Genomic DNA, 23,920 nt, shown 5'->3' with positions numbered 1-23,920 from the left:
AAGCCGATAATTACTTTACCTTGCGCGCTGGCGATTACCGCCAACCTTAGGTTTAGTGTTGGCTTTTTTAAACTGACTAAACCCAGTATGACGAGTAAGTGCAGGGCGACCGCCCTTGTTACCTTTTACGCCTTTAGTTTGTCTTTCATCTCGCCCTTCTTCAGGGACTAAACAGTTAGGTCCTTTACCAATAAGCTTGGCTTTGCCCATGTTACGCAGGGCTTCGCGGATCATTGGCCAACCGGCAGGATCGTGATAGCGTAAAATTGCTTTATGCAAACGACGCTGACGCGCTCCCTTAGGCACAGCAACTTGCTCAGTATTATTTTTAATATTACGAAGCGAGTTCATTTCAGTATGATAAATAGTGGTCGCATTAGCCATCGGTGATGGGTAAAAATTTTGTACCTGATCAAGCTTAAAATCATTCGATTTCAACCATAAAGCCATGTTTACCATATCTTCATCTTTAGTCCCCGGGTGAGCAGAAATAAAGTATGGAATTAAATACTGCTTTTTACCCGCTTCTTTTGAGTACTTATCAAATAACGCTTTAAATTCATCATAGGCGCCCATACCCGGCTTCATCATTTTTGATAATGGGCCATCTTCTGTATGCTCGGGTGCTATTTTTAAATATCCACCAACATGATGGGTTACTAGCTCTTTAACGTAACGAGGATCACGTACAGCAAGGTCATAACGCACGCCCGAAGCAATTAAGATCTTTTTGATCCCTTTAACCTCACGCGCCTTTTTATATAAATCGATAGTCGGGGTATGGTCAGTATCCATATGCTTACAAATATCAGGATACACACACGACAAGCGACGGCACGTACTCTCTGCTTTTTTACTGGTACAACGCAGTTTATACATATTTGCAGTTGGCCCACCTAAATCAGAGATAACCCCAGTAAAGCCTGGCACTTTATCTCTAATTTGTTCAATTTCTTCAATAATCGATTCTTGAGAACGGCTTTGAATTATTCGCCCTTCATGCTCGGTAATGGAACAAAACGAACAGCCGCCAAAACAACCGCGCATTATATTTACCGACGTTTTAATCATATCGTAAGCAGGAATTTTAGCGTCGCCATAACTTGGATGTGGTATACGCTGATACGGTAAACCAAACACATCATCCATTTCTTGGGTTTCAAGTGGATAAGCTGGCGGGTTCACCCAAATAGAGCGATCGCCATGACGCTGAAACAACGCTCTTGCACAACCGGGGTTGGTTTCTTGGTGCAAAATACGTGATGCATGCGCATACAAAGGCTTATTAACGCTAACCTGCTCAAAAGCAGGTAACTTAACGTAAGTTTTTTCCCATGGCTTAGGGCGCGCAGGTTGGATGATAATTGGTTTTGCAGCTTCGGCTTTTAAATCAATACCCGCTTGCTTAAATTCTGATTTAGCACAGCCAACATCATCCGCGCCATAAGGATTAGGAATAGGGTCTATTTTACCAATTTTATCAATGGCTGTTGAGTCACTGCCACGCCAACCGGGTAAAGGCTCTTTACGAATAACTGCCGTGCCTCTCACATCTTGTATGGTATCTATGGTTTCACCCGCAGCGATACGGTGCGCTACTTCAACTAACGGGCGTTCGGCATTACCATAGATTAAAATATCGCCTTTAGCGTCAAATAATACGCTACGACGTACTTTTTCTTGCCAATAGTCATAATGAGCAATACGACGCAAGCTGGCTTCAATGCCCCCTAACACGAGCGGCACATCTTTATAGGCTTCACGACAACGTTGTGAGTATATGATCACGGCGCGATCGGGGCGTTTACCGCCGACATTTCCTGGTGTGTATGCATCATCATGGCGCATTCGTTTTTCAGCGGTGTAACGATTGATCATCGAGTCCATATTACCGGCTGTAATACCAAAAAATAAGTTAGGCTTACCCAATGCCATAAAGGCATCTTTAGAGTTCCAATCAGGCTGAGCAATAATGCCCACTCTGAACCCCTGCGCTTCAAGCACACGGCCAATTACGGCCATCCCAAAACTAGGATGGTCTACATAAGCATCACCGCTAATAATAATAATATCGCAGCTATCCCAGCCAAGCGCGTCCATTTCTTCGCGTGTTGTTGGTAAAAATGGAGCTGTGCCATAACACTCAGCCCAATACTTGGGGTATGAGAATAAGGCGCGATCAGCTTTTAATGTGCTCATAAAATTGGCCGTTCAATAACAAAAGGCGCGAATTATACCCTATCGACATCCCCGTTGATATAGCACAAAATGAAAGCGCTGATTAAAAATTGTTTACCTTTATTGCATTACTAAAACTAATAAATCATCTAAACTTATTACGGCTAATGTCTGCTTTTGAAATAATACAAGGTAGATAAAATAGATCAAAAGCAACCGCGACTTCGTTAAACTATTAAATAATTAATAATTGATAGACGCTGTAAATTAAAATAGATGAGGAATACCTATTAAACTACTTAAAAAAATAATGCAGTTTTCAATCATTTTACTCTTGGTTTTTGTTGTCGTTGGATTATTGTTACCACAAAATTATCATGTGCAAAAAAGTATAAAGATTAACGCACGCGCTCCCGCAATAAAGTCATTAGTGGAGGACTTTACCCAGTGGTATAAATGGTCGCCGTGGCAACAAATAGACCCTAACATTAAGTTTAATATTGGAGAACCGAGCTCTGGCGCAGGAGCCTACCAATCTTGGGAAGGTAAATGGGGCAAAGGCGAAATGACAATATCGGCATTAAGCGATAATGAAATTGTATTTAGTGTGTTATTTAATCAAGAGCATATTATCACTAGCAAATTGCTATTTAGCCCGCACACAAAAACCGTCACGTGGCAAATAGAAGGACAAGCAACGATGCCGCTTATTTCTGGGTACGTTGCTATATTTGCTGAAAATATATTAGGTAATATAGTGACCCTAGGGCTAAATAACTTAAAAACGGTCGCTCAACTCAGTGATGCACAAGCAATAATGGAAAGCCATGACAGTCAAAACCGCACAAGCCAGAATTAAACTTGCCAATATTATTGAGTCACTGCTAGGTTACTCGGTCACAAAAGTGAGTAATACGCCTGCCATTGATGAAAAAACCTATAATCCTCAAAGTAAAGCCAAATCGCTTTATAGTATTAATAGCGAGCATTCAATTTTAGCGCGTGCTCAAAAAAGACAAGACTTACTACTGATTAAACAGCAACAAAATATTGAGACTATTTTAGCCTTAGCAATGGAGTTTTGTCCTGATGTTGCTTGCGCCAAACAGCCCGATGCTGATTGGGTAGAGCACTTTATAGCCTTATGTGAAGATACCTCAAATCAATCTATGCAAGTGTTGTGGGCAAAAATTTTTACTGGCGAAACCATTAGCCCAGGTACTTTTTCTATTAAAAGTTTACAAACACTCAAGCACATGACCCAGCGCGAAGCCGATTCATTAAGAAAGTGCGTGTCTATTTCTGGGTATAACGAAAAGGATAGTAGCCACCTAATATTCTTGGGGTATTACAAAAAACCCTCATTATTTGATTTACTAGGTAAAGGTAATAAAGTGTCATTAAGCATAGGTAAAAGCGGTGTGAGCTTTCCTGATGTATTAACCTTAATGGATTTAAATTTGTTATACCGTAAAGAGATTGAATCCGCTGCATTAAAAGCAGGACAAGAGATCACCCTCTCCTTTTTGACTCAAAAACTAACTTTAAAAGCAAAAAGTAACGACTTAGTATTGAGTTATTATAAGTTTACTCAAACAGGTGATGAACTATTTAGATTAATGAACTACCCAATTAATAAAGTGTACAAACAGTTAATTAGTGCAGCATTTGAAGGGGAATTTGAATTAGTGTGGCATGCTTCAAAGTAACTAAAAAAGCCACACGAGGTGGCTTTTCGAAAAGTCGGTGCTTAAAAATGAACTTGTATGCCCGCAAATGGGCCTGATGCATCAATATCAGTATTAATATCATCTACATCATCAAGTTCTAAAACCATAGAGCGGTAGCCCGCTTTAACCGCAACATCAACGGCTAGGTTATCAATAAACTCCCAAGCAATACCCATTTGGTAATCTTGTACTTTACTGTCATCTATGGCTAAAAAGCTGCCTTCAGCAAAAACACTTAAACCACTAAATGGTAAACCCGCTTCAAAACGTCCATATACTAACGGCACAACACCAGAGAACTCTTCGATTTCAGTAAAGTTAGCGCCACCTTGTTGTGATGTACCTGTTACAACAAGCTCACCATCAAACTGCTTAGCATTAAGACCTAAATCAATTGAAATTAAATCGTTATCAAAAATTTCATAGTAAAGAATATAATCAATATGCGATAAGTCAGTCACTGAATTAACACCGGTGCCTACAACATAATCAGTGCCGTTAAAGCTAAATGTGTCTTCAAGCACTGTTGAACCGGTTAATTCAAGCTCAGTATATTTTAACTTTAAGTTTGGCACTAATGGCACTGGGTGCTCAAGCGCAGCGTAATAACTGACAAAAGTTTCATCTTTAAAGTTGAAGTTTTGCAGGGCGTTATTGTTATCAGAAAAGCTACCGTCATTATCTGCTTTCCAACCATCAACCCCTACATATAAGCCTAATACAGTGTCGGCTTGTGCTACAGGAGCTAAACATGCCATTGATAAGGCTGCTGCTATACAATACTTTTTCATTTTTTATCCTTGCGCTAATAATTCGCTAAGTTCAATCAGTGCCGCATTGGCTCTAGAAATATAATTTGCCATAACAAGTGAATGGTTGGCGACATAACCAAATCCATTACCGTTTAAAATCATTGGGCTCCATACCGTTTCTTGGGTTGCTTCAAGCTCGCGTATAATTTGTTGCAAGCTGACACGGGCGTTCTTTTTATCAAGCACATCGGCAAAATCATATTCAACCGCCTGTAAAAAGTGCAGTAAAGCCCAAGTAGCACCACGTGACTCATAAAATACATCATCAATTTCCCACCATGATGTTTTTATTTGTTGTTGTAAAGGCGTATAGGTGGCCTGTGTATTTGAAGAGTTACCGGCGAGGTCAGTGTTAACTTTATCTTGACCCACGCTTGCACTTAAACGCTGACTTAAGCTGCCTAAACGCTTTTCAGCTTCTTTTAACCAACTGCGTAGGTTATCTGCACGAGAGTAAAATTGGCTATCGCGCTCATGCTGATTGGCTATTTGAGAACGATATACCATTAAATAATCAATTCCTTTTTGGTATTCACCCTCAGCACTTGGCCATGCCCATGCTTCAGAGCTGATATTAAATTGTGGCTGAGCTTTTTTGAGCGCTTCGTGTTCAGTTGATTGCGATTGTGAGCGGCTAAAATCTTTTCGCATAGACAACGCTAAATCACGCACCATTTCCAGCGCACCATACTCCCAGGCCGGCATATTGTCCATTATTACACTCGGTGGTAGCACATCATTTGATAAGTAACCGCCTGATTTAGTTAAAAGCGTATCAGCTACAGTGATGAGTGTTGAAGTTGTTACATAACCTGTGACTAGTTTTTCACTGCGTTGCTGCGCTTGTTGCTTAGCATTTTGCACAACATCAAAACGTGAAGGCTCTATACTCCAGTATACTGCAATGGCGTAAAACACGACAAATAACAGTACCAGTGCCGTTATTATTTTTCCTTTATGCTGTGACATTTATCCTCCTAATGATGACTATGATCTTTCGATGCTTTTACCGGCTCTGCTTGTGAGGCTAACGAAACGACTTTTGCATTGGTAAATACTCGGTTCCCGTCTTCAAAATATAGCGTGAGTTTACGTTCTTGACCTACTTTTAACGGTTCTTGTGGTTCAAACACCATTAAATGATAGCTGCCTGGCTTAAAATCGAGTTGTTGGTGAGCTTTAATAAGCAATGATTCGACTTTTTGCATTTTCATCATACCGTCAGCGTGAACGTGCTCATGAATTTCAACACGCCCTAGACCATCAATTGTCGCTTTAGTCAACGTTGCTGGTACATTGCTGTGGTTTTTAATACTAAAGTAAGCCACACTGGCTTTGGTTGCCGGCAAAAACTCTCTTACTTGCGCATGTGTTACTTGTAGCTGCGCAACAACACTATCGTGTTCATGTCCTTCGTGCGCCATTAACGAAGACGAAAAAACCCCCACCATTAATGCACTTGCTATCAAAATACATTGTTTAATCATCGGTAAAATCCTTGTTAAAACAAAAAAATATAGTTTAAATTTATCATAATTCCCCTATGTTAGGCAGCTAATTTAAGCTCAAGAGACGACTTTTTTGTTATCTGCGATTAACCAACACAGCCCTGCTACAAACAATAACGGCCAAGCAATCATCAATGATCCGAATAAAAAAGCTAAAATAGTACCAGCCAGTGCCACCATCGCCGCGCCAACTAACCCCATCGTCACTAAAGCAACAATCGCAATAACAACGATAATAGCAACTAACGCACCAATGAGCTCTATACCTGTCCAGCTAATATCTGAGATCCATAGCGGAAACTGCCACACATCAAAGTGAATAATTGAACCGCTATTAATTAAAAACAACGCAAAAATAACTAGGCACACGGCGAATGTTTTCATGCTGCTCTCCTTACACTGCTTTTTCTTCAAGGCAACAGTGAGCAATTAAATAACCTAGCGCCACTGCAAACGGAAAACTTAAAAATAATAAAACAGTCACTAAGCGAGTAGACCATACCGGAAAGTCTAGTCGGTAAGCTAACCCACTACAGACGCCTGATATTTTTTTGTTAAGCGTGTTTTTGTACCAACGACGGTGTGTATTAAAACTATTCATAACAATCTCCTTAAGCTGTTTGTTTATTAGCAGTATTTAAACTTGCTTTTAAACTAGCCAGTTCTACATCAATTTTTTCATTTTTAACCAGTGACTCAATTTGCATAGCTGTATTGCTCGCAGTATCTGTGAGCTCATACGCTTCAACTTGCGACTCCACACTTTCAACGCGGCGCTCTATTTGCTCAAATCGTGATAAGGCAAAAGCCACTTTATCGCTTTGTAGTTGCGTATTTATTTTTGCCCTTGCTTCAACTAGGTTTTCACGCTTTGTAAGTTGTGCTTGTTTTGCTTTTGCCTGCATCATTTTGTGTTGTAAGCGCTCGCAGTCTTCTGTGATTTTTACAATTGATTGCTGCAATGTTTCAAGCTGCGTTTGCAAGCACCCTATGCTTTGTTCAACTGTGTGTTTTTCGGCTAATGCTGATTTAGCTAAATCGTCACGATTTTTTGCCACAGCATGCTCAGCTTTTAATTGCCAATTTGCGAGCGCTTGCTGTTTGTTACTTATTTGTCGTTTAATGCACTTTTCTTCACATAAAAGTGCAGCTGCCGTACTACGACACTCATTAAGCGCTTCTTGCATTTCAGTAAGCATTAAATTAAGTAATTTCTCTGAGTCTTCTGCTTTATCAAGCATAGCTACGATATTTGCTTGAATGACGTCGTTTACGCGGTTAAATATACCCATGTTATTCTCCTGATGATTTTTATTTATACATCAACAGGATTCCAAGAGTTATGCCAACAACTTAAAATAGTTTTATTTTAATTAAATATCATGTAGTTAAGTTATTTCAAGTAGGTAAATTAATGACTCGTCACTGAATGGAGTTAAGTCGAATTGGCTAATAAATTAAACTTTTGACCAAAATTTGGGTTCAAAAAAAGCCACCTGAGGTGGCTTTTTTCTATACAGAGGATCTGTTATTCGGGTACGTAACTTAGTGCTTTATCCATAACACCTAGATCAGCTTGCTTGCCATGGCCATTTTCAGATAAATGGCGTCTAAAACCACGCGCACCGGGTTGTCCCTGAAAAATACCTAACATATGGCGAGCAACATGCCAAAAGTTAGCGCCTAAACGCATCTCTTCTTCAATGTAATCATACATAGAGCGCACAACATCATGACGTGACTGAGTATTAGCAGCGTCACCATATATTTTTTCATCCACTTCATTTAGCATAAATGGATTACTGTAAGCCTCTCGCCCAACCATCACCCCATCTATGTACTGTAAATGCTCAAGACTTTGCTCAATGGTTTTAACACCGCCATTAATACTTAAATCAAGTTGTGGATAATCTTTTTTAAGCTGGTAAACACGGGGGTAGTTAAGCGGTGGTACTTCGCGGTTTTCTTTTGGGCTCAACCCTTTTAGCCATGCTTTACGGGCATGAATAATAAAATCATCACAGCCTACTTTATGCGATGCTTCAATAAGCGCACATAAAAATTCATAGGAGTCTTGCTCATCAATACCAATGCGCGTTTTTACCGTAACAGGAATACTGACTTCACTTTTCATTGCAGCAACACACTCTGCCACAAGCTCGGGCTCTGCCATTAAACAGGCACCAAAACGCCCATTTTGCACACGATCAGACGGACAGCCTACGTTAAGGTTTATTTCATCATAACCGCGCTCACCTGCAAGCTTGGCACACTGTGCTAGCGCTTGCGGATCTGAGCCCCCCAGCTGCAGCGCTACTGGGCCTTCGTGTTGATTAAAATGCAAATAGTCACCACGACCAAATAAAATCGCCCCTGTGGTGATCATTTCAGTGTAGAGCACGGTGTGCTTTGTCATTTTACGATGAAACGTACGACAATGGCGATCAGTCCAATCCAGCATTGGGGCAACAGAAAAGCGTCGATTTAAAGTACGTTTATCCAAAATGTAGTCCTCAAAAATTTATAATTTAAGCACAGCTTAAACGGCGCTGCATTTTACACAAAAGCCCCATGCGCAGCAATGTTAAGCAAACACCTGCAAGCCAAAGTATTGTGCGATACCATTTAAAATATTCGTTACTGCGACTGAGCTTAAAATTAACCCCATAATTCGGCTAATAATACTTGCCCCGCTATCACCTATTATTTTATGTACCTGCGTAGCAAGTAATAACAAAATAAGTACCACCACTAAAACGGCCAGCATCATTGATGAGGTAATCATTTGTTCAACCCAAGTATATTCTTCATTACGCGTCATTAATACCGCACCTAACATAGCGCCAGGGCTTGCAATTGAGGGTATAGCCAGCGGAAAAATAGCGGTTTCAGTGCTATCGCGAACACTTTTAATTTCAGCTTCAGGTTTACTTTCACCAAACGTCATGGAGAGTGCAAAAATTAATAAGATCAAGCCACCGGCTATTTGAAATGCCGATAGTGGAATCTCAATCACATTGAGTAATTGCTCACCGGCAACCACAAAAAATAACAGTACTAAAGCAGATACACCCACTGCCTTAAAAATCACTTTACGCTTAAACTTGTCGTCATCACCCCGAGTTACGGCGATAAAAACCGGAATTGTGCCGATTGGATCGATAACTGCAAAAAAGAAAATAAATGTGGCTAATAATTCATGCATTAATGAATACCTTTTCACAAAAGCGGTTAATAAATCGCTGCAACTACAATACAGTATGTTAGTATATCACGGCAAAGTAAGGATGAGAGAAGATGAATATAGAATCACTCGTAAATAAAGCAAAACAAGTATGCGACAACCGTGGTGCGCGATTCACACCTATTCGCGAAAAGGTATTTCGTTTATTAGCAAGCGCTCAAGGTGGTGTGGGTGCATACGATTTGCTAGAGCAATTAAAAGTCACTGAAACAGGCGCAAAACCTGCGACAATTTATCGTGCTTTAGACTTTTTAGCAGAACTCGGTTTTATTCATAAAATTGAAAGCACTAACGCATTCATGTTGTGTCATCACTTTGATCATATTCATCCTGTTCAATTACTAATTTGCGATACATGTGGGTTTGTTAAAGAGCTGCATTCAACAGTAATTTCACATGAGCTCAATAACTTAGCAGCGGAAAGTGGCTTTGTAGTTTCTGGGCAAACCATAGAAGCACACGGTAAATGTGACGCTTGTCGAGCATAGCTGAGCGACTATAGCTATACTTTACGTATCCCCCCTATCAGTACCAATTTAAGGATATATAATATGAATGTAGAGTTCATTAATCCCTTTTTATCTTCTTTGATGAATGTATTGAGCACCATGGCTAAAACTCAGTTAAAACCAGGTAAACCTCGCATTAAAACCGATGAAGTAGCCTGTGGTGATGTATCGGGATTAATTGGTATGGTTGGCCCCCAAACTCGTGGTTCATTTTCAATAACCTTCGACGAAAGTTTAGCGCTGACTATAATGGAACGTATGTTAGGTGAGAGACCTAACAGCGTAAATGAAGAAGTCACTGACATGGTCGGCGAAATAACCAATATGGTCACCGGTGGTGCTAAAAACCTATTAGGTGAAAAAGGCTATGACTTTGCCATGGCAACCCCCATTGTTGTGTCTGGTAAAAACCATACTATTACGCATAAAAGTGACGGCAAAAAAATTATTATGCCATTTACCAGTGATGCAGGTAATGCAAACATTGAAGTGAGCTTCGATAAGCTATGAGCTGGTCGCAAACAACGATTACATTAAAGCCTCGCTCGCGGGGCTTTCACTTAATTGATAACGACATACTGACTAAACTCCCACAGCTGAGCCAACTAAAAATAGGGTTATTACACTTATTTATTCAACACACCTCTGCCAGCTTAACCATTAATGAAAATGCCGATCCGACCGTGCGTATGGATATGGAAAGCCACTTCAATCAGTTTGTACCTGAGCGCCAGCCTTATTATCGTCATGACTATGAGGGCGATGATGATATGCCTGCTCATATTAAAACCAGTACTTTAGGTTGCGAGTTAACGATACCTATTAATGATGGTCAATTAGCGCTGGGGACTTGGCAAGGAATATACTTAGGCGAACATCGCGATCATGGCGGGGCTAGGCGTATTATTGCCACTTTGCAAGGCGAAACGTTTTAGAGCTAGGTTTTAGGTTTTACAACACAGATCGTTCGCATCCATTGAGCACTTCAAATCGATAAAAATTATATAAATTAAATTTATAATGATTCACATGTGGATTATTGTTTGCTATTTGAAAATGAATATCTGGAAAGTAAATAAGATTGGAGCGGTACACGAGGCTCGAACTCGTGACCTCGACCTTGGCAAGGTCGCGCTCTACCAACTGAGCTAGTGCCGCACTCTAGGTTCTAGGTTCTATCAATATTAAACCTTGTTCCTTTAACCTTTCATCTTGAATCTTTAACTTAAGCTCAAATACACTAACCCCGCGGGGTTATCGTCTTGAGCGGGGCAGGATTCTACAATAATTAGGGTGCTTTGCAAGTATTTTTTATAAATTAAAAAACTTTTCTCGGTAAACCTTTAATTCCATAATCGAATCTTTAATGTCGTCTAACGCTAAATGTGACCCTTTTTTATTCACTTGAGCCAATACATCTGGTTTCCAACGACGAGCAAGTTCTTTAATGGTACTTACATCTAAATTACGGTAATGAAAAAAGTCTTCAAGCTCACGCATATACTTATTCATAAAACGACGATCTTGGCCAATCGAGTTACCACACATAGGTGAAGTACCCGCTGGCACCCATTGCTTTAAAAACGCGAGGGTTTGATCAACGGCATAAGCTTCATCGAAAGTACTTGCCTTACAACGCGCTGTAAGCCCTGATTTGCCATGCTGAGTTGTACACCACTCATCCATACCATCAAGTAGTTCATCATTTTGATGAATGGCAATGGTTGGGCCTTCCGCTAATATATTCAGATCAGCGTCAGTGACAACAGTTGCAATTTCAAGTATTTTGTCAGTCTCTGGTTCAAGTCCGGTCATTTCCAGATCGAGCCAAATTAAATTTGATTTATTAATAGTCATAATTACCTTAAACGGTGCTTTTCTTTAGATCCAACGCATTTCGATATATCATATTAGCATCAACCGTCGAGCTAAAGCTTTTTTTGGCAAACTCGGCATTTAACTCAGGTTATAGGCCTCAAGTGGCAAAACAGAAAAAATTAAGTAAAGGCCAATCCCGTAGGATCAAGGCCAATCATCAAAAGCGCTTATCGAATGCCGATACAAAACCGGCAAAAGTCGGCGCGCAAGAATGGCAAACAGATAATTTAGGTCAACTGGAAAATGCGATTGTTATTAGCCGCTTTGGACAACATGCCGATGTAGAAACACAAAACGGTGATGTATTACGTTGTAATATTCGTCGTACCGTATCGAACTTGGTTTGCGGCGATGAAGTATTGTTTCGCCGTGCAAAAGTAAGTGCAGGTGATTTAGCGGGTGTTATTGAAGCAACTCAAGAGCGCCGTTCACAACTCACGCGCCCCGATTTTTATGATGGGGTTAAAGTGATTGCCGCTAATATTGATCAAATTTTAATGGTTTCAGCGGTACTGCCAGAGTTTACCCCGAGCATTATTGACCGCTATTTAATTGCCTGTGAAGACATGGGTATCGAACCCATTTTAGTACTGAATAAAATTGATTTAATTGATGAAGCTGGTTTAAACGAAATACAACAAATCCTCGACATTTACCGTAAGCTTAATTATCAGGTGCTGCTAGTTAGTAATATAACTGGCGAAGGCATTAATGAGCTAAAAGAAGTACTTGCGGGCAAAAACAATATTTTTGTTGGTCAAAGTGGCGTGGGTAAATCTACCTTAGTTAACACTGTACTGCCGGATGCTGAAATTTTGACTAAAGAAGTATCTGAAAACAGCGGGCTTGGCCAGCACACCACCACGGTATCGCGCCTTCATCATTTACCGAGCGGGGGTAATTTAATTGACTCACCGGGGATTCGTGAATTTGGCCTATGGCATTTAGATGTTGAACGCGTCACTTGGTGCTTTAAAGAATTTAGAGAATTTATAGGCGGATGCCGGTTTAGAGATTGTAAACATTTAAACGATCCGGGCTGTATAATTAAACAAGCGGTAGCCGATGGCGATATTTCAAAATTACGCTTTGAAAGCTACCACCGTATTTTAGAAACCATGGCCGATGGCCGTGCAGGCGCTCGTGCGCCCCGCGTATAATAAGGGAATAACCTGTGAGTTTAGATAAATTTAAAATCGCCATGCAGTATGCCATGCCAAAACACTTTATTTCTCGTGTGGTAGGTAAACTTGCTGCAGCAAAAGCCGGTGCGTTAACAACCACATTAATTAAATTATTTATTAAACAATATAAAATAGATATGAGCGAAGCTAAATATTCAGATCCGGCTCATTACAAAAGCTTTAATGAATTTTTTACCCGTCCGTTAAAAGACGGTGTGCGTCCTATGGTTGAAGATGACGATATTATTATTCATCCAGTAGACGGCGCAATTAGCCAACTAGGCGACATTGTTGATGGTCAACTTATTCAAGCTAAAGGCCACGATTACAGCTTACAAGCATTGTTAGGTGGATCACAAGACGACACAACCCCGTTTTTAGGCGGTAAATTTGCAACTATTTACTTAGCCCCAAAAGATTACCACCGGATTCATATGCCAATTGATGGCACGCTAAGCAAAATGATTTATGTACCGGGCGATTTATTTTCAGTAAACCCACTTACCGCTCAAAACGTACCAAATTTATTTGCCCGTAACGAGCGTGTAGTGGCTATTTTTGAAACTGAAATTGGTCCTTTAGCTATGGTCTTGGTAGGCGCAACCATTGTTGCCAGCATAGAAACTATTTGGGCTGGCACAGTGACTCCACCAGCTGGCAGTGATGTGTTTAGCTGGAACTACCCAACTAAAGGCGAAAACGCGATCACCCTTAAGAAAGGGGAAGAAATGGGTCGCTTTAAATTAGGCTCAACGGTTGTACTTGCATGGGGTGCGAACAAAGCAGAAATATTAGACGATCAACTCCCAGAGGTAGTTACTCGTTTAGGTACTGCCTTTGCAAAAATTGATGATTAATAGGTAGTGTCAGTTCGAGCTTAAAAAAACACCGCGTTTATTTTCAATAACCGCGGTGTTTTCTTGTAAACGTAGAGCTTACTCACGTTAAAAGCCAAGCTTTTCATTACTCATACCCGCCACACTCTTTACACGCTAAATCCTTAGTCATCTTAAAATGCTGTTGCTTTAAGCTTAATGCGTCAAACGTTATAAACACATTCCCCTTAAAATGACCTAACAACATATTGAGGGTTAATTGTGCCTGCATTGACCCAACAATCCCAAGTAAAGGGCTAATTACCCCGGCATTACTACAATTTATAACCGGTGCATCGCTACTTTGAGGGAAAACACAGCCGTAACATGGGCTGTCACTTTGTCTAAAATCAAACCCCATTAATTGCCCTTGAGTTGCCAGCGCAGCCCCTGTAATTAAGCGAGTGTTATTAGCAATGCAATAGCGATTAACCGCATAACGGGTACTAAAGTTATCAGAGCAATCAAGCACTATGTCGGCGTTTTTTAAGAGCAACGTACTGTTGGTATCATCCAGCTTTTGAGTGTGGGTTATTATATTTATTTGATTGTTAAGGCTCGCAAGCACTTTTCTAGCCGCGCGAACTTTGTTTTGCCCCAAATGATTTACTTTATAGAGCACTTGGCGCTGCAAGTTAGACAGTTCAACTACATCGTCATCAATTAAAATAAGCGACCCAATGCCAGCTGCCGCTAAATACAGCAGCGCAGGACTACCTAAGCCACCTGCACCAACTACGGCAACCGTTGAACGTTTCAGCGTTAACTGCCCGTCAAGCCCCACTTCATCAAGTAATATATGGCGGCTATAACGCAAGGTTTCTTTGTCATTTAACGTTTGCAACGTATCAGTCATGTTTTGTATTAATCGCGGTTTGCAGTGACCGAATTGCTGAAACATGATCAGACGCTTCACTAATGGCACGTACCACAGCTACGCTACCAACCCCCGTATTTGCTACTTCAGTTGCGCGGCTTAAATCAATACCGCCAATAGCGACTGTAGGGTAACTCTGCATAAGCGGTACAAATTTATTGAGCTTTTCAAGCCCTTGTATTTGCCCTGTCATGTCTTTGGTCGTCGTTGGGTAAATAGCACCAAACGCCATGTAGCTTGGGCGATAATTATGCGCGCGTAGCATTTCATAAAACCCATGGGTAGAGAGACCAAGTCGCAGGCCTGCTTCTTTTATAGCAACTAAGTTTGCACTCTCTAAGTCTTCTTGCCCTAAATGCACCCCATAGGCGCCATGTTTGATGGCAAGTTGCCAGTAATCATTTATAAATACCTGCGCATTATACTGCTCACCCAAGGTGACCGCTTTGGCAATCAGTTCATCTAGCTCATTCTGCGTTTTATTTTTAACACGAAGCTGAGCTGTTTTAATTCCTTGCTGTAAGCACTTTTCTAGCCATTCAATGCTATCAACCACGCCATAGAGGCCAAGCTTTTTACTTTCACAGGCTGCAAAGTCAGCAGCCATATTAAAATCAAGCGGCACATCAAAATCCAACTCATCACCTAACCAGCTACCCGGTTCAATCACCTGAGGGTAATGCGCTAAATCGGTAGGAAACTGCGTTTGTGCGACGGGCCCTATACCCTCGCCATAGCGAACTGATTGCTTTAAACCTTGGTTTATATAGGCTTTAGCTAAAATAAACGCATCTTTTAACGGGTAGTCTTTTGCAAGACACGCAGCAATTACTGACGCCATACTGCACCCTGTACCATGGCTATGAGGAACTTGAATTTTTTCATTACCTAGCCAATAGTCTTCACCGTTTTGTGTGCAGTAATCAATGCAATACCCGCTTGGGTAATCCCAATGTCCGCCTTTAATCACCACCGCTTTTGCGCCCCACGCCATCAGCTTACTCGCCGCTTCTTTAATCGCTGCAGGGCCAATTAAATACACACCCGTTAATAACTGTGTTTCGTGGGTATTTGGGGTAATTACATCCACCAGCGGTAATAAACATTCTTTTATTGCGCTTACGGTGTCTTCTTCTGTTAGTAAGTCACCGCTTGAGGCAATAGCCACAGGGTCATACACAATAACCGGCGGGGTTGGCCATTTGGTTTTGTAGTGGCTTATGTGCTCACTAATTAACTGAATTTGCTGCACATTAGCAAGCATGCCAATTTTTATCACTTTGGCTTTCATGTCTTTTTCAAGTGCAAGCAACTGGGACTCAATAATATCGGTAGACACTGCATTAATGGCCTCTACACCTAAGCTATTTTGAGCGGTAAGCGCGGTGATTGCTGTACAAGCATGTACACTAAAACTTTGCATTGCCTTGATATCGGCTTGAATACCCGCGCCGCCGCCAGAATCAGAGCCAGCAATTGTCCACACTACGTTTGTCATATTTTTATTTCCTTACTGCTGATGCCAAAATGGCATACCCATTGTTGGGGTTGAGGGGGTTGCAACGTCTTTTTCGGGCATTGCTTTGGCATTGTATGCAAAGCGCCCTGCCTCTACCGCAACTTTAAATGCACGGCTCATAGTCACTGGGCAACCCGCTCCTGCAATGGCTGAATTTAATAATACCGCATCATATCCTAATTCAAGTGCTTGGCAGGCATGCGATGGTAAACCTAACCCGGCATCAACAATTAATGTTGTATTAGGCAGGCGCTCTCTAATGGTTTTTAAATTATAACTATTTAACAATCCTTTACCGGTGCCAATAGGTGCGCCCCACGGCATTAGCACCTCACAGCCTAATTCATTCAAGCGCTGACACAGCACTAAATCATCAGTGCAATAAGGCAGTACTTTAAACCCATCATCAATCAATATTTTTGTGGCTTCAAGTAATGCAAATGGATCGGGCTGTAAATTATAGTCATCGCCTATTAATTCAAGTTTTATCCAATCGGTAGCAAATACTTCTCGGCACATTTTAGCTAGGTTAATAGCCTCTTTGACGCTGTGGCATCCGGCAGTATTAGGCAGTATTTTTAAACCGGTGTTTTTAATTAATTGCCAAAAATCATTCCCTGCTGCCGCATTTTGTTGTCGTCTAAGTGACACGGTGACTATTTCAGCACCTGAGGCTTTAATTGATTGCGTCATTATATCTGGTGATGGGTATAACGCAGATCCAATTAACAAGCGGCTATTGATTGGCTCACCATAAACTGTTAAACAGTCTTTGCTTTGCATAGCACTATCCACCTTGGATAGGTGACAATAACTCAATACTGTCACCTTCGTTTATAACAACGTGGCTATGGCGACTCTGAGGAATAAACTCTCCATTTACAGCCACGGCATAAGGCGCCATTGCACCCACGTTTTTTACTATTTCCAGCAGCGCTTGGCTAGTCACATTTAAAGGCTCACCATTAATTGTAATGTTCATTTAATACTCACTCTATTTGCGATAATGCTTGTGCCACAAGCGCGGGGGCCAACATATAGCCGTGGCGATACAAGCCATTGATACTGATAACCTTGCTCGTTTTTTTTACCTGTGGGCGATTATCGCTAAACGCTGGGCGTAAGCCTGTTTGAATATTTAATAATCGCGCTTCGGCAAAGCCACTGTGAACAGTGTAGGCCGCCGATAATAGTTCAAGGGTTGAGCGCACAGTTGCAGGACCTGTATCTTGCGATTCGATCTCCGTTGCCCCTATGACATATTCATGATTAGGTTTAGGTGCAATATAAATAGGGTAACGCGGATGCATTAACCGCACAGGCCGCGTTAAGTTAACCTCAGGGGCGTATAACCTTGCCACTTCCCCGCGCACACCTCGAAGTGGCTGTTCTTGCTTGGCTCCAAGCCCTCTGCAATCAATAATGTAATCAAACTCTCGATTATTCACTTTATTATCAAAAATACTGACGCGTTGATTAAATACAAACTTTACTTTACGTTTATTGAGGGTTTTAAAACTGGCTTTATAAAAAGCCTGATTATCAATTTGTCCTTCACCGGGTAAAAATAGCCCTTGATTAAAACGCCCTGTAAGCTCAGGTTCTAAATCCGCTATTTGCTGCGCATTAACCGCTTTGGCACTAAAATTTAGTAACGGCTTTATTCGCTGTGCAAAACTTTGTAAGTCGGCTTTATCTTGCGTATGAGCAACCACCAAGGTGCCCTGCTGTTGAAAGAACACCTCACTGTTTAACTCATCTAAAATAGCAGGCCAGCGAGCAATAGAATCTACTCCCAATAGCGCTAAATCATGTTCACACATAACCGATTCAGCTAGCGGTGCCAGCATAGCCGCCGCCACTTTACCCGCACTATTTTGGGTATGCTCATCATCAGCTTCAAATACAGTAATACGGTGCTGCTTACTTAATTCAAGCGCCGCCAACCGCCCTGCTAAACCAAAGCCCACCACAGCAATGTCATAAAACATAAACACTCCTACATTTAGCTGCGAGCTGCGGGTCTCCGGCTTCGAGCAACAAGATGTTAAGATAAACATTTCGCTACTCGATGCTCGCAACTCGCAACCTATTTTATATTGCTTTATGGTAAATCTCTGAGCCTGTTTGCTTAAACTCTTCAGATTTGGCTTTCATCTCGGCCTCTACATCAACCATTTTGATTTCAATGGCATCACCTACGTTATTAGGATCAATACCGCGCGCTTCTAGATCTTTGGCGTAGTCACGTACTTCTTGGGTTATTTTCATCGAACAAAATTTAGGACCACACATGGAGCAAAAGTGGGCTACTTTTCCTGATTCTTGCGGCAGTGTTTCATCATGATATTCACGAGCGCGAACAGGGTCTAAACCAATGTTGAATTGGTCGTGCCATCTAAATTCAAAGCGTGCTTTTGATAAAGCATTGTCTCGCTCTTGTGCACCGGGGTGACCTTTGGCTAAATCGGCGGCATGAGCGGCAATTTTATAGGTGATAAGGCCTTCTTTAACGTCTTCTTTATTTGGCAAACCTAAATGTTCTTTCGGTGTTACATAACACAGCATGGCACAGCCATACCAAGCTATTTGCGCAGCCCCAATCCCTGAGGTTATATGGTCGTACCCTGGGGCAATATCGGTGGTGAGTGGGCCTAAGGTATAAAACGGTGCTTCATCACAATGTTTAAGTTGCTCTTCCATATTGGCTTTGATCATATGCATAGGCACATGCCCAGGGCCTTCTATGAACACTTGTACATCATGCTTCCAAGCTATTTTAGTCAGTTCGCCTAAGGTACGAAGCTCACTAAATTGCGCTTCATCGTTGGCATCGGCAATAGAGCCTGGGCGAAGGCCATCGCCTAGTGAAAAACACACATCGTATTGTTTTAAAATTTCACAAATATCTTCAAAGTGCGTGTATAAAAAGTTCTCTTTATGGTGCGCTAAACACCATTTGGCCATAATTGAGCCACCGCGCGACACAATACCGGTTACGCGTTTTGCTGTCATAGGGACATAGCGCAAAAGAACGCCGGCATGAATAGTAAAGTAGTCAACTCCCTGCTCTGCTTGTTCAATTAAAGTATCGCGGAATATTTCCCAGGTTAGGTCTTCCGCTACACCGTTTACTTTTTCAAGGGCCTGATAAATGGGTACAGTACCAATAGGGACTGGCGAATTACGCACTAGCCATTCACGGGTTTCGTGAATGTAACGTCCAGTTGATAAATCCATTACGGTGTCGGCGCCCCAACGGGTTGACCACACCATTTTTTCAACTTCTTCTTCGATAGATGAACCGACTGATGAATTACCAATATTGGCATTTACTTTAACTAAAAAGTTGCGACCAACAATCATAGGTTCGGTTTCTGGATGATTAATGTTGTTAGGTAAAATAGCGCGACCACGCGCTATTTCAGCACGCACAAATTCAGGAGTAATAAACTCAGGGATACTCGCTCCAAACGACTCCCCTTTATGTTGTGCCGCGAGAAGCTCTTTGCGTATTTGTGCGCGCCCCATGTTTTCACGTATAGCAACATACTCCATTTCAGGCGTAATAATTCCTTGGCGGGCATAGTGCATTTGCGTTACGTTTTTACCCGCTTTTGCACGGCGAATTTTTGGTAAATGCTCAAAGCGAATATGATCAAGCCCATCGTCAGCCATACGCTGCTGCGCAAACTGTGAGGTAACTGACTCAAGTACTTCGGTATCATTACGGCTCTCAATCCATTGTTCACGGGATTTATTAAGTCCCTTGCGCACATCCAATTTAAATTCAGGGTCGGTATACGGGCCTGATGTATCGTAAACACGCAGTGGTGCATTTGGCTCATACACTGGATTTTGTTCATCACCACCAATAAAAGTATCGCTTAATGTTATTTCGCGCATACCCACACGCACGCCTTGCTGGGTTCCTTCAACATACACTTTATGAGAGTTTGGGAATGGTTGACCCGTTAGGTTATAAATATAGTCAGATGCAGCAGCACGGGTTTCGCGGCGCGATGATTTGTTTGTAGTGTTTGACATGACTTACCTCATTGCTTAAGGGTTGTCTTGCCAGATATTCCGATGGAATAGAGAAAGATCGTAAAGTAGCTTTATGCCACTTTGCAGCCTAAATTGACGGGTTTGGTGTTGTTGTACGCATAAAAAAGACGCACAAGCGTCCCGTTTAGGCAGCTTGTTCCCTACGCAGGTATTAACCTGATCAGGTTCACGGATCCCGCTTTCGCGATCTCAGCCTAAATAAAACTTAGGCACTCCGACAAGTAGTTAAATTGTTCGTTGATTTGATAATGTTTTAATCAAATCTGCTATGAGTGTACGCCAGTTGAAAACTCCCCGCAAGGGTCTGTTTTTCAAAATGTGTAAAATTTACTTAGGGATAAACACAAATTTTTGCTCGCCTTGCATCACCAATTTTTGGTCTTGCAGGTTAAGCTCGGCACCTTGCTTAAGCGCTTGTAAAAACTGCTGTTCAAACTCATCCAGTTCAGGGCCGCATGATTTGCGTGTCATACCTAATTTACTTACGCTCAAGCTGCTATCTTCAAGCGAACCTTCACCAAAAAACTTATTGCATCCGGCAAAGCCATTTATTTGTAGCGCTTCTATAAAGCTCATTGATGCTTTAAAAGATGCGGGAATGGCTAAACCATCAACCTTTGATAATTGCCATTGTGTATATTTTAGCTGCTCAGTGGTAACTGTCCCTGTTGATGCGCAACCAACACATAAACCGATTACAAGCATCGGTATTGTTGCTAATTTCATGTTACTACTAACTTATTGTCTAATTAGTGTAATAGTATCAATATTTGTCAGGTTTATCCGTTAAAAATGCATGTTTTAAATGTAAATTTTTGTTCTAAGCTAGTTTAAAAGCAGTGCTATTTGGAATTAAGCAATTGCTTGGAATAAGTTATCTATCTGTGGTGGTAAAAATGGACGACCTTTCTCGTTAACCGATGTACCTATTACTAAGGCATTGAGCATCACTTTTTCGTCTAATTTGCGAACTACCGTTTGTTTAAACGCAAATTTAAGGCGACTAATGCGTACAGGCTCTACTGCTACATAAAATTCATCCGCTGGCTTTAAAGACTGCTTGTAATCCATTTCACTGCGAAGTACCACTAAGTTAATTTTATCTTTGGCAAGTTGTGCAAAATCAACACCCTGTGCGTATAAAAACTCATGACGAGCGTGCTCCAGATAATTAAAATAAACACTATTATTTACAATACCTTGTAGGTCACACTCGTAGTCACGCACTTTAAAGTCTACTTTAAAGGTCATATTAGTAATCCCGATTATTTAACGTATAATTGCCGCGTTTATAGCACAAGTGTTGAAATAATTGCTACCATACAAGTCCCTAAAATGGAGTTAAGTAACCTAATGAACTTACGTTTGTCTTTAATTACAGCCACGTTATTACCCCTGTTCGCAGCACCTATCTATGCTAACGCAGATGACACCGAACTAGAGAAAATCATTGTTACCGGTGACTTTCAGCAAGAAAGCATTCAAACATTAAGCGCCAGTGCCAGCTTATTTTCTGAAAATGAAATGAATCAACGTGGTGCAACGTATTTAGACGAAATGTTAGCCAGTGCTGCCAATGTAAACTTTGCTGCTGGTGCGTCTCGCGGACGTTATATTCAAATTCGCGGTGTAGGTTTACGCTCGCAGTTTGTTGACCCGATAAACCCATCTGTGGGCTTAGTAATTGACGGTATTAATTATTCGGGCTTAGGTGGCAGTTCATTATTGTTTGATATTGACCAAGTAGAAATTTACCGCGGTCCTCAAGGTACACGTTTTGGTGCAGATGGCATGGCGGGCATGATCCAAATGCAATCAGCTAGTGCAACCAGCGATCCTAGCTTAAAGTTACATTTAGGTGCCGGCACTTATAACAGCCACGAAGCAGGCCTTGCTGCTAGTACAGGTTTAACAGATGACACCAGTGCCCGCGTTAGCTACTTTCGCAGAAAGTCTGACGGCTACGTAGACAACCTTTATTTAGATAAACCCACTCAAGATCAAGATGAGCAAGTTGCACGCTTTAAATTAAACAGCCAACTCACAGTTCATTTAAATTCAGAGCTAAACCTGCACTATATCGATATTAATAACGGCTACGATGCATTTACTCTTGATAATTCTCGTAACAGTCTTGCTGATCAACCAGGCGAAGATAACCAACAAAGTTATGCTGTTGGCCTGAATAATACTTACACTGGTTTTGATGCCTTTGATGTGAGCTTAAACCTTTCAGCCATTGATACTGAGCTTTTTTATAGTTTTGATGAAGACTGGGTGTGTAACGATACAAGTAAGCCGCAATTATGTGCCGCCGGGTTACATCCTGATGGTTATAGCTCAACAGATATTTATAGCCGCGATCGTGATGATCAAGCGCTCGATCTGCAGTTTAATGGTAAAGCAGGTAACTGGGTTGCGGGTATTTACTATCAAAACCGCGATGTTGACCTTGAGCGTCAATATACATGGTTAGCCAATCCATTTGCCTCAACCTATGAAACTAATAACATTGCAGCTTATGGCCAATTAGCCACAGCAATAGGCCCAAAAACTACGCTTATTACTGGTTTACGAGTTGAGCAATATCAAGGTGATTACACCGATAGTAACGGCTTTATTGAAGAAACTGATGACGTAATGGTTGGTGGTAAGGCTGCACTTGAATACCAAGTAATTGATCGCACTATGATCTACGCAAGTATTACCCGTGGTTATAAAGCCGGTGGTATTAATTCAGAAGCGCTAGCAAAAGCAAAAGATGAAGGTTTAAGCTTAGATGCTGATTTTTTCAAACAGCATACCAGCTTTGATCCAGAGTACTTATGGAGTGGTGAGTTTGGTGTTAAAGGCTCATCGCTAGATGACAAGTTTACTCTGCGTTTAGCTGCTTTTTATATGCACCGCGATAATATTCAATTAAAGTCGTGGCAAGTATCAGATCAACAATTTACCGGTTATGTTGCCAATGCCAGCTCTGGTAGCAACTACGGTCTTGAAATTGAAGGTAGCTACTTACTTACTGATAATTTACTCATTAGTGGTAGTGCTGGCTATTTAGATACGAAAATAAACGACTTTGTCACTAAATCAGGCTTAAACCAAGATGGCCGTGAGCAAGCACAAGCGCCTAAATATCAATACGCATTTAGTGCACGCTACAATGTTACTGATGAGCTATATGCTATGTTAGGTGTTGAAGGTAAAGATGATTATTACTTCTCAGACAGCCATAATGCACAAGCTCCAAATACAAACTTAGTGAATGTAAGCCTTGGCTACGAAGCAGAAAACTGGGCTGTTCGTGCATGGGCACGTAATGTGTTTGATGAAACCGTTCCAACTCGCGGTTTTGAATTTGGTAACAACCCGTTAGATGGTTATACAAGTCAAACTTACATTCAACTAGGTGAGCCACGTGTGGCCGGCGTTACGTTTACGCTTAATCTGTAATACAGCGAACCAGTTGTCAGATCGAGAATAGAAAACACCGCGTTTAATGCAAACGCGGTGTTTTTTTATCTGATAGCTGACCGCT

At 41.4% G+C, this 23,920-nt stretch carries 26 protein-coding genes, 1 tRNA gene and 1 riboswitch; of the genes, 8 read left to right on the top strand and 19 right to left on the bottom strand.

Annotated features, from left to right (window positions below):
• Positions 1–15: 15 nt before the first annotated feature.
• Positions 16–2,199, bottom strand: coding sequence for a YgiQ family radical SAM protein (locus BG00_RS06050; RefSeq protein ID WP_036981212.1), 2,184 nt, complete (start codon positions 2,197–2,199; stop codon positions 16–18).
• Positions 2,200–2,488: 289 nt separating this feature from the next.
• Here BG00_RS06050 and BG00_RS06045 point away from each other — a divergent pair, with 289 nt between their 5' ends.
• Together BG00_RS06045 and BG00_RS06040 are read left to right on the top strand one after the other, a co-directional pair.
• Entirely contained in the window at positions 2,489–3,037 is a 549-nt protein-coding gene (locus BG00_RS06045) for an SRPBCC family protein (RefSeq protein ID WP_036981209.1), read from the top strand.
• The gene (locus BG00_RS06040) at positions 3,006–3,887 is read left to right on the top strand and encodes a TIGR03899 family protein (RefSeq protein WP_036981208.1); all 882 of its coding nucleotides are present in this window, start codon (positions 3,006–3,008) and stop codon (positions 3,885–3,887) included. Before BG00_RS06045 ends, BG00_RS06040 begins: the two co-directional genes overlap by 32 nt.
• A 41-nt stretch (positions 3,888–3,928) precedes the next feature.
• Here BG00_RS06040 and BG00_RS06035 read toward each other — a convergent pair whose 3' ends face one another.
• The 8 genes from BG00_RS06035 to BG00_RS06000 form a co-directional block, all read right to left on the bottom strand.
• The gene (locus BG00_RS06035; RefSeq protein WP_036981206.1) at positions 3,929–4,699 is read right to left on the bottom strand and encodes a TIGR04219 family outer membrane beta-barrel protein; all 771 of its coding nucleotides are present in this window, start codon (positions 4,697–4,699) and stop codon (positions 3,929–3,931) included.
• Positions 4,700–4,702: 3 nt separating this feature from the next.
• The gene (locus tag BG00_RS06030) at positions 4,703–5,689 is read right to left on the bottom strand and encodes a DUF2333 family protein (protein WP_013463973.1); all 987 of its coding nucleotides are present in this window, start codon (positions 5,687–5,689) and stop codon (positions 4,703–4,705) included.
• Positions 5,690–5,697: 8 nt separating this feature from the next.
• Entirely contained in the window at positions 5,698–6,207 is a 510-nt protein-coding gene (locus BG00_RS06025; RefSeq protein ID WP_013463972.1) for a copper chaperone PCu(A)C, read from the bottom strand.
• Positions 6,208–6,285: 78 nt separating this feature from the next.
• Positions 6,286–6,612, bottom strand: a complete 327-nt coding sequence (locus BG00_RS06020) for a hypothetical protein (protein WP_036981204.1) — start codon at positions 6,610–6,612, stop codon at positions 6,286–6,288.
• A 10-nt stretch (positions 6,613–6,622) separates the two neighbouring features.
• Positions 6,623–6,829, bottom strand: coding sequence for a PspC domain-containing protein (locus tag BG00_RS06015; RefSeq protein WP_013463970.1), 207 nt, complete (start codon positions 6,827–6,829; stop codon positions 6,623–6,625).
• Positions 6,830–6,839: 10 nt separating this feature from the next.
• Positions 6,840–7,520 (bottom strand): PspA/IM30 family protein, encoded by a 681-nt coding sequence (locus tag BG00_RS06010; protein WP_036981202.1) that lies wholly within the window; start codon positions 7,518–7,520, stop codon positions 6,840–6,842.
• A gap of 236 nt (positions 7,521–7,756) precedes the next feature.
• Positions 7,757–8,689 carry a tRNA dihydrouridine(20/20a) synthase DusA gene (gene dusA / locus BG00_RS06005; protein ID WP_036983371.1) on the bottom strand — a complete coding sequence of 311 codons (933 nt, stop codon included), beginning with the start codon at positions 8,687–8,689 and terminating at the stop codon, positions 7,757–7,759.
• Positions 8,690–8,812: 123 nt separating this feature from the next.
• Entirely contained in the window at positions 8,813–9,433 is a 621-nt protein-coding gene (locus BG00_RS06000; protein ID WP_036981200.1) for a MarC family protein, read from the bottom strand.
• Positions 9,434–9,525: 92 nt separating this feature from the next.
• On the opposite strand from BG00_RS06000, the gene BG00_RS05995 reads away from it, so the two are divergent.
• From BG00_RS05995 to BG00_RS05985, 3 genes are all read left to right on the top strand, one after another.
• Positions 9,526–9,960, top strand: a complete 435-nt coding sequence (locus BG00_RS05995) for a transcriptional repressor (RefSeq protein WP_036981198.1) — start codon at positions 9,526–9,528, stop codon at positions 9,958–9,960.
• A 63-nt stretch (positions 9,961–10,023) separates the two neighbouring features.
• Entirely contained in the window at positions 10,024–10,491 is a 468-nt protein-coding gene (locus BG00_RS05990) for a chemotaxis protein CheX (RefSeq protein ID WP_036981196.1), read from the top strand.
• Positions 10,488–10,916, top strand: a complete 429-nt coding sequence (locus tag BG00_RS05985) for a secondary thiamine-phosphate synthase enzyme YjbQ (protein WP_024601659.1) — start codon at positions 10,488–10,490, stop codon at positions 10,914–10,916. The genes BG00_RS05990 and BG00_RS05985 overlap by 4 nt, the downstream gene beginning before the upstream one ends.
• A gap of 147 nt (positions 10,917–11,063) precedes the next feature.
• Here the strand turns inward: BG00_RS05985 and BG00_RS05980 are convergent.
• A tRNA-Gly gene (locus tag BG00_RS05980) sits at positions 11,064–11,139 on the bottom strand.
• Between the two features lie 153 nt (positions 11,140–11,292).
• Positions 11,293–11,838, bottom strand: a complete 546-nt coding sequence (gene orn / locus BG00_RS05975) for an oligoribonuclease (RefSeq protein ID WP_036981194.1) — start codon at positions 11,836–11,838, stop codon at positions 11,293–11,295.
• A gap of 122 nt (positions 11,839–11,960) precedes the next feature.
• On the opposite strand from orn, the gene rsgA reads away from it, so the two are divergent.
• Together rsgA and asd are read left to right on the top strand one after the other, a co-directional pair.
• The gene (rsgA, locus tag BG00_RS05970; RefSeq protein ID WP_036983369.1) at positions 11,961–13,019 is read left to right on the top strand and encodes a small ribosomal subunit biogenesis GTPase RsgA; all 1,059 of its coding nucleotides are present in this window, start codon (positions 11,961–11,963) and stop codon (positions 13,017–13,019) included.
• Between the two features lie 14 nt (positions 13,020–13,033).
• On the top strand, positions 13,034–13,900 hold the full coding sequence (gene asd / locus BG00_RS05965) for an archaetidylserine decarboxylase (protein ID WP_016900290.1): 867 nt from the start codon (positions 13,034–13,036) through the stop codon (positions 13,898–13,900).
• Between the two features lie 106 nt (positions 13,901–14,006).
• On the opposite strand, the gene BG00_RS05960 is transcribed toward asd, so the two are convergent.
• From BG00_RS05960 to BG00_RS05925, 8 genes are all read right to left on the bottom strand, one after another.
• Positions 14,007–14,774, bottom strand: coding sequence for a HesA/MoeB/ThiF family protein (locus BG00_RS05960; protein ID WP_036981192.1), 768 nt, complete (start codon positions 14,772–14,774; stop codon positions 14,007–14,009).
• On the bottom strand, positions 14,767–16,293 hold the full coding sequence (thiE, locus tag BG00_RS05955) for a thiamine phosphate synthase (RefSeq protein ID WP_036981191.1): 1,527 nt from the start codon (positions 16,291–16,293) through the stop codon (positions 14,767–14,769). Before thiE ends, BG00_RS05960 begins: the two co-directional genes overlap by 8 nt.
• 12 nt (positions 16,294–16,305) lie before the next feature.
• Positions 16,306–17,097, bottom strand: a complete 792-nt coding sequence (locus BG00_RS05950; RefSeq protein ID WP_036983368.1) for a thiazole synthase — start codon at positions 17,095–17,097, stop codon at positions 16,306–16,308.
• 4 nt (positions 17,098–17,101) lie between these two features.
• Positions 17,102–17,296: a sulfur carrier protein ThiS gene (thiS, locus tag BG00_RS05945; RefSeq protein WP_036981189.1), complete on the bottom strand. Its 195-nt coding sequence runs from the start codon at positions 17,294–17,296 to the stop codon at positions 17,102–17,104.
• A 7-nt stretch (positions 17,297–17,303) separates the two neighbouring features.
• Positions 17,304–18,305, bottom strand: a complete 1,002-nt coding sequence (locus BG00_RS05940; RefSeq protein WP_036981187.1) for an FAD-dependent oxidoreductase — start codon at positions 18,303–18,305, stop codon at positions 17,304–17,306.
• Positions 18,306–18,408: 103 nt separating this feature from the next.
• Positions 18,409–20,361 carry a phosphomethylpyrimidine synthase ThiC gene (thiC, locus tag BG00_RS05935; RefSeq protein WP_036981185.1) on the bottom strand — a complete coding sequence of 651 codons (1,953 nt, stop codon included), beginning with the start codon at positions 20,359–20,361 and terminating at the stop codon, positions 18,409–18,411.
• A gap of 141 nt (positions 20,362–20,502) precedes the next feature.
• Positions 20,503–20,609: riboswitch (TPP riboswitch) on the bottom strand.
• Between the two features lie 100 nt (positions 20,610–20,709).
• The gene (locus BG00_RS05930) at positions 20,710–21,108 is read right to left on the bottom strand and encodes an META domain-containing protein (RefSeq protein ID WP_282452050.1); all 399 of its coding nucleotides are present in this window, start codon (positions 21,106–21,108) and stop codon (positions 20,710–20,712) included.
• Positions 21,109–21,234: 126 nt separating this feature from the next.
• Positions 21,235–21,633 (bottom strand): acyl-CoA thioesterase, encoded by a 399-nt coding sequence (locus BG00_RS05925; RefSeq protein ID WP_008465083.1) that lies wholly within the window; start codon positions 21,631–21,633, stop codon positions 21,235–21,237.
• 102 nt (positions 21,634–21,735) lie between these two features.
• Between BG00_RS05925 and BG00_RS05920 the strand changes: the two genes are divergently transcribed.
• Positions 21,736–23,835, top strand: coding sequence for a TonB-dependent receptor (locus BG00_RS05920; RefSeq protein ID WP_036981181.1), 2,100 nt, complete (start codon positions 21,736–21,738; stop codon positions 23,833–23,835).
• Positions 23,836–23,920 lie beyond the last annotated feature (85 nt).

It is taken from the genome of Pseudoalteromonas sp. SCSIO_11900 (assembly GCF_000576475.1).
GTDB classification, from domain to species: Bacteria; Pseudomonadota; Gammaproteobacteria; order Enterobacterales; family Alteromonadaceae; genus Pseudoalteromonas; species Pseudoalteromonas tetraodonis.
The sequence above is the reverse complement of the archived record's forward strand: the minus strand, read 5'-3'. Positions and strand labels throughout refer to the sequence as shown.

Excerpts from the sequence above, each read along its gene's own strand:
- BG00_RS06050 (WP_036981212.1), bottom strand. The coding sequence starts at position 2,199 with ATGAGCACATTAAAAGCTGATCGCGCCTTATTCTCATACCCCAAGTAT.
- BG00_RS06045 (WP_036981209.1), top strand. The coding sequence starts at position 2,489 with ATGCAGTTTTCAATCATTTTACTCTTGGTTTTTGTTGTCGTTGGATTA.
- BG00_RS06040 (WP_036981208.1), top strand. The coding sequence starts at position 3,006 with ATGACAGTCAAAACCGCACAAGCCAGAATTAAACTTGCCAATATTATT.
- BG00_RS06035 (WP_036981206.1), bottom strand. The coding sequence starts at position 4,699 with ATGAAAAAGTATTGTATAGCAGCAGCCTTATCAATGGCATGTTTAGCT.
- BG00_RS06030 (WP_013463973.1), bottom strand. The coding sequence starts at position 5,689 with ATGTCACAGCATAAAGGAAAAATAATAACGGCACTGGTACTGTTATTT.
- BG00_RS06025 (WP_013463972.1), bottom strand. The coding sequence starts at position 6,207 with ATGATTAAACAATGTATTTTGATAGCAAGTGCATTAATGGTGGGGGTT.
- BG00_RS06020 (WP_036981204.1), bottom strand. The coding sequence starts at position 6,612 with ATGAAAACATTCGCCGTGTGCCTAGTTATTTTTGCGTTGTTTTTAATT.
- BG00_RS06015 (WP_013463970.1), bottom strand. The coding sequence starts at position 6,829 with ATGAATAGTTTTAATACACACCGTCGTTGGTACAAAAACACGCTTAAC.
- BG00_RS06010 (WP_036981202.1), bottom strand. The coding sequence starts at position 7,520 with ATGGGTATATTTAACCGCGTAAACGACGTCATTCAAGCAAATATCGTA.
- dusA (WP_036983371.1), bottom strand. The coding sequence starts at position 8,689 with ATGCTGGATTGGACTGATCGCCATTGTCGTACGTTTCATCGTAAAATG.
- BG00_RS06000 (WP_036981200.1), bottom strand. The coding sequence starts at position 9,433 with ATGCATGAATTATTAGCCACATTTATTTTCTTTTTTGCAGTTATCGAT.
- BG00_RS05995 (WP_036981198.1), top strand. The coding sequence starts at position 9,526 with ATGAATATAGAATCACTCGTAAATAAAGCAAAACAAGTATGCGACAAC.
- BG00_RS05990 (WP_036981196.1), top strand. The coding sequence starts at position 10,024 with ATGAATGTAGAGTTCATTAATCCCTTTTTATCTTCTTTGATGAATGTA.
- BG00_RS05985 (WP_024601659.1), top strand. The coding sequence starts at position 10,488 with ATGAGCTGGTCGCAAACAACGATTACATTAAAGCCTCGCTCGCGGGGC.
- orn (WP_036981194.1), bottom strand. The coding sequence starts at position 11,838 with ATGACTATTAATAAATCAAATTTAATTTGGCTCGATCTGGAAATGACC.
- BG00_RS05960 (WP_036981192.1), bottom strand. The coding sequence starts at position 14,774 with ATGACTGATACGTTGCAAACGTTAAATGACAAAGAAACCTTGCGTTAT.
- thiE (WP_036981191.1), bottom strand. The coding sequence starts at position 16,293 with ATGACAAACGTAGTGTGGACAATTGCTGGCTCTGATTCTGGCGGCGGC.
- BG00_RS05950 (WP_036983368.1), bottom strand. The coding sequence starts at position 17,097 with ATGCAAAGCAAAGACTGTTTAACAGTTTATGGTGAGCCAATCAATAGC.
- thiS (WP_036981189.1), bottom strand. The coding sequence starts at position 17,296 with ATGAACATTACAATTAATGGTGAGCCTTTAAATGTGACTAGCCAAGCG.
- BG00_RS05940 (WP_036981187.1), bottom strand. The coding sequence starts at position 18,305 with ATGTTTTATGACATTGCTGTGGTGGGCTTTGGTTTAGCAGGGCGGTTG.
- thiC (WP_036981185.1), bottom strand. The coding sequence starts at position 20,361 with ATGTCAAACACTACAAACAAATCATCGCGCCGCGAAACCCGTGCTGCT.
- BG00_RS05930 (WP_282452050.1), bottom strand. The coding sequence starts at position 21,108 with ATGAAATTAGCAACAATACCGATGCTTGTAATCGGTTTATGTGTTGGT.
- BG00_RS05925 (WP_008465083.1), bottom strand. The coding sequence starts at position 21,633 with ATGACCTTTAAAGTAGACTTTAAAGTGCGTGACTACGAGTGTGACCTA.
- BG00_RS05920 (WP_036981181.1), top strand. The coding sequence starts at position 21,736 with ATGAACTTACGTTTGTCTTTAATTACAGCCACGTTATTACCCCTGTTC.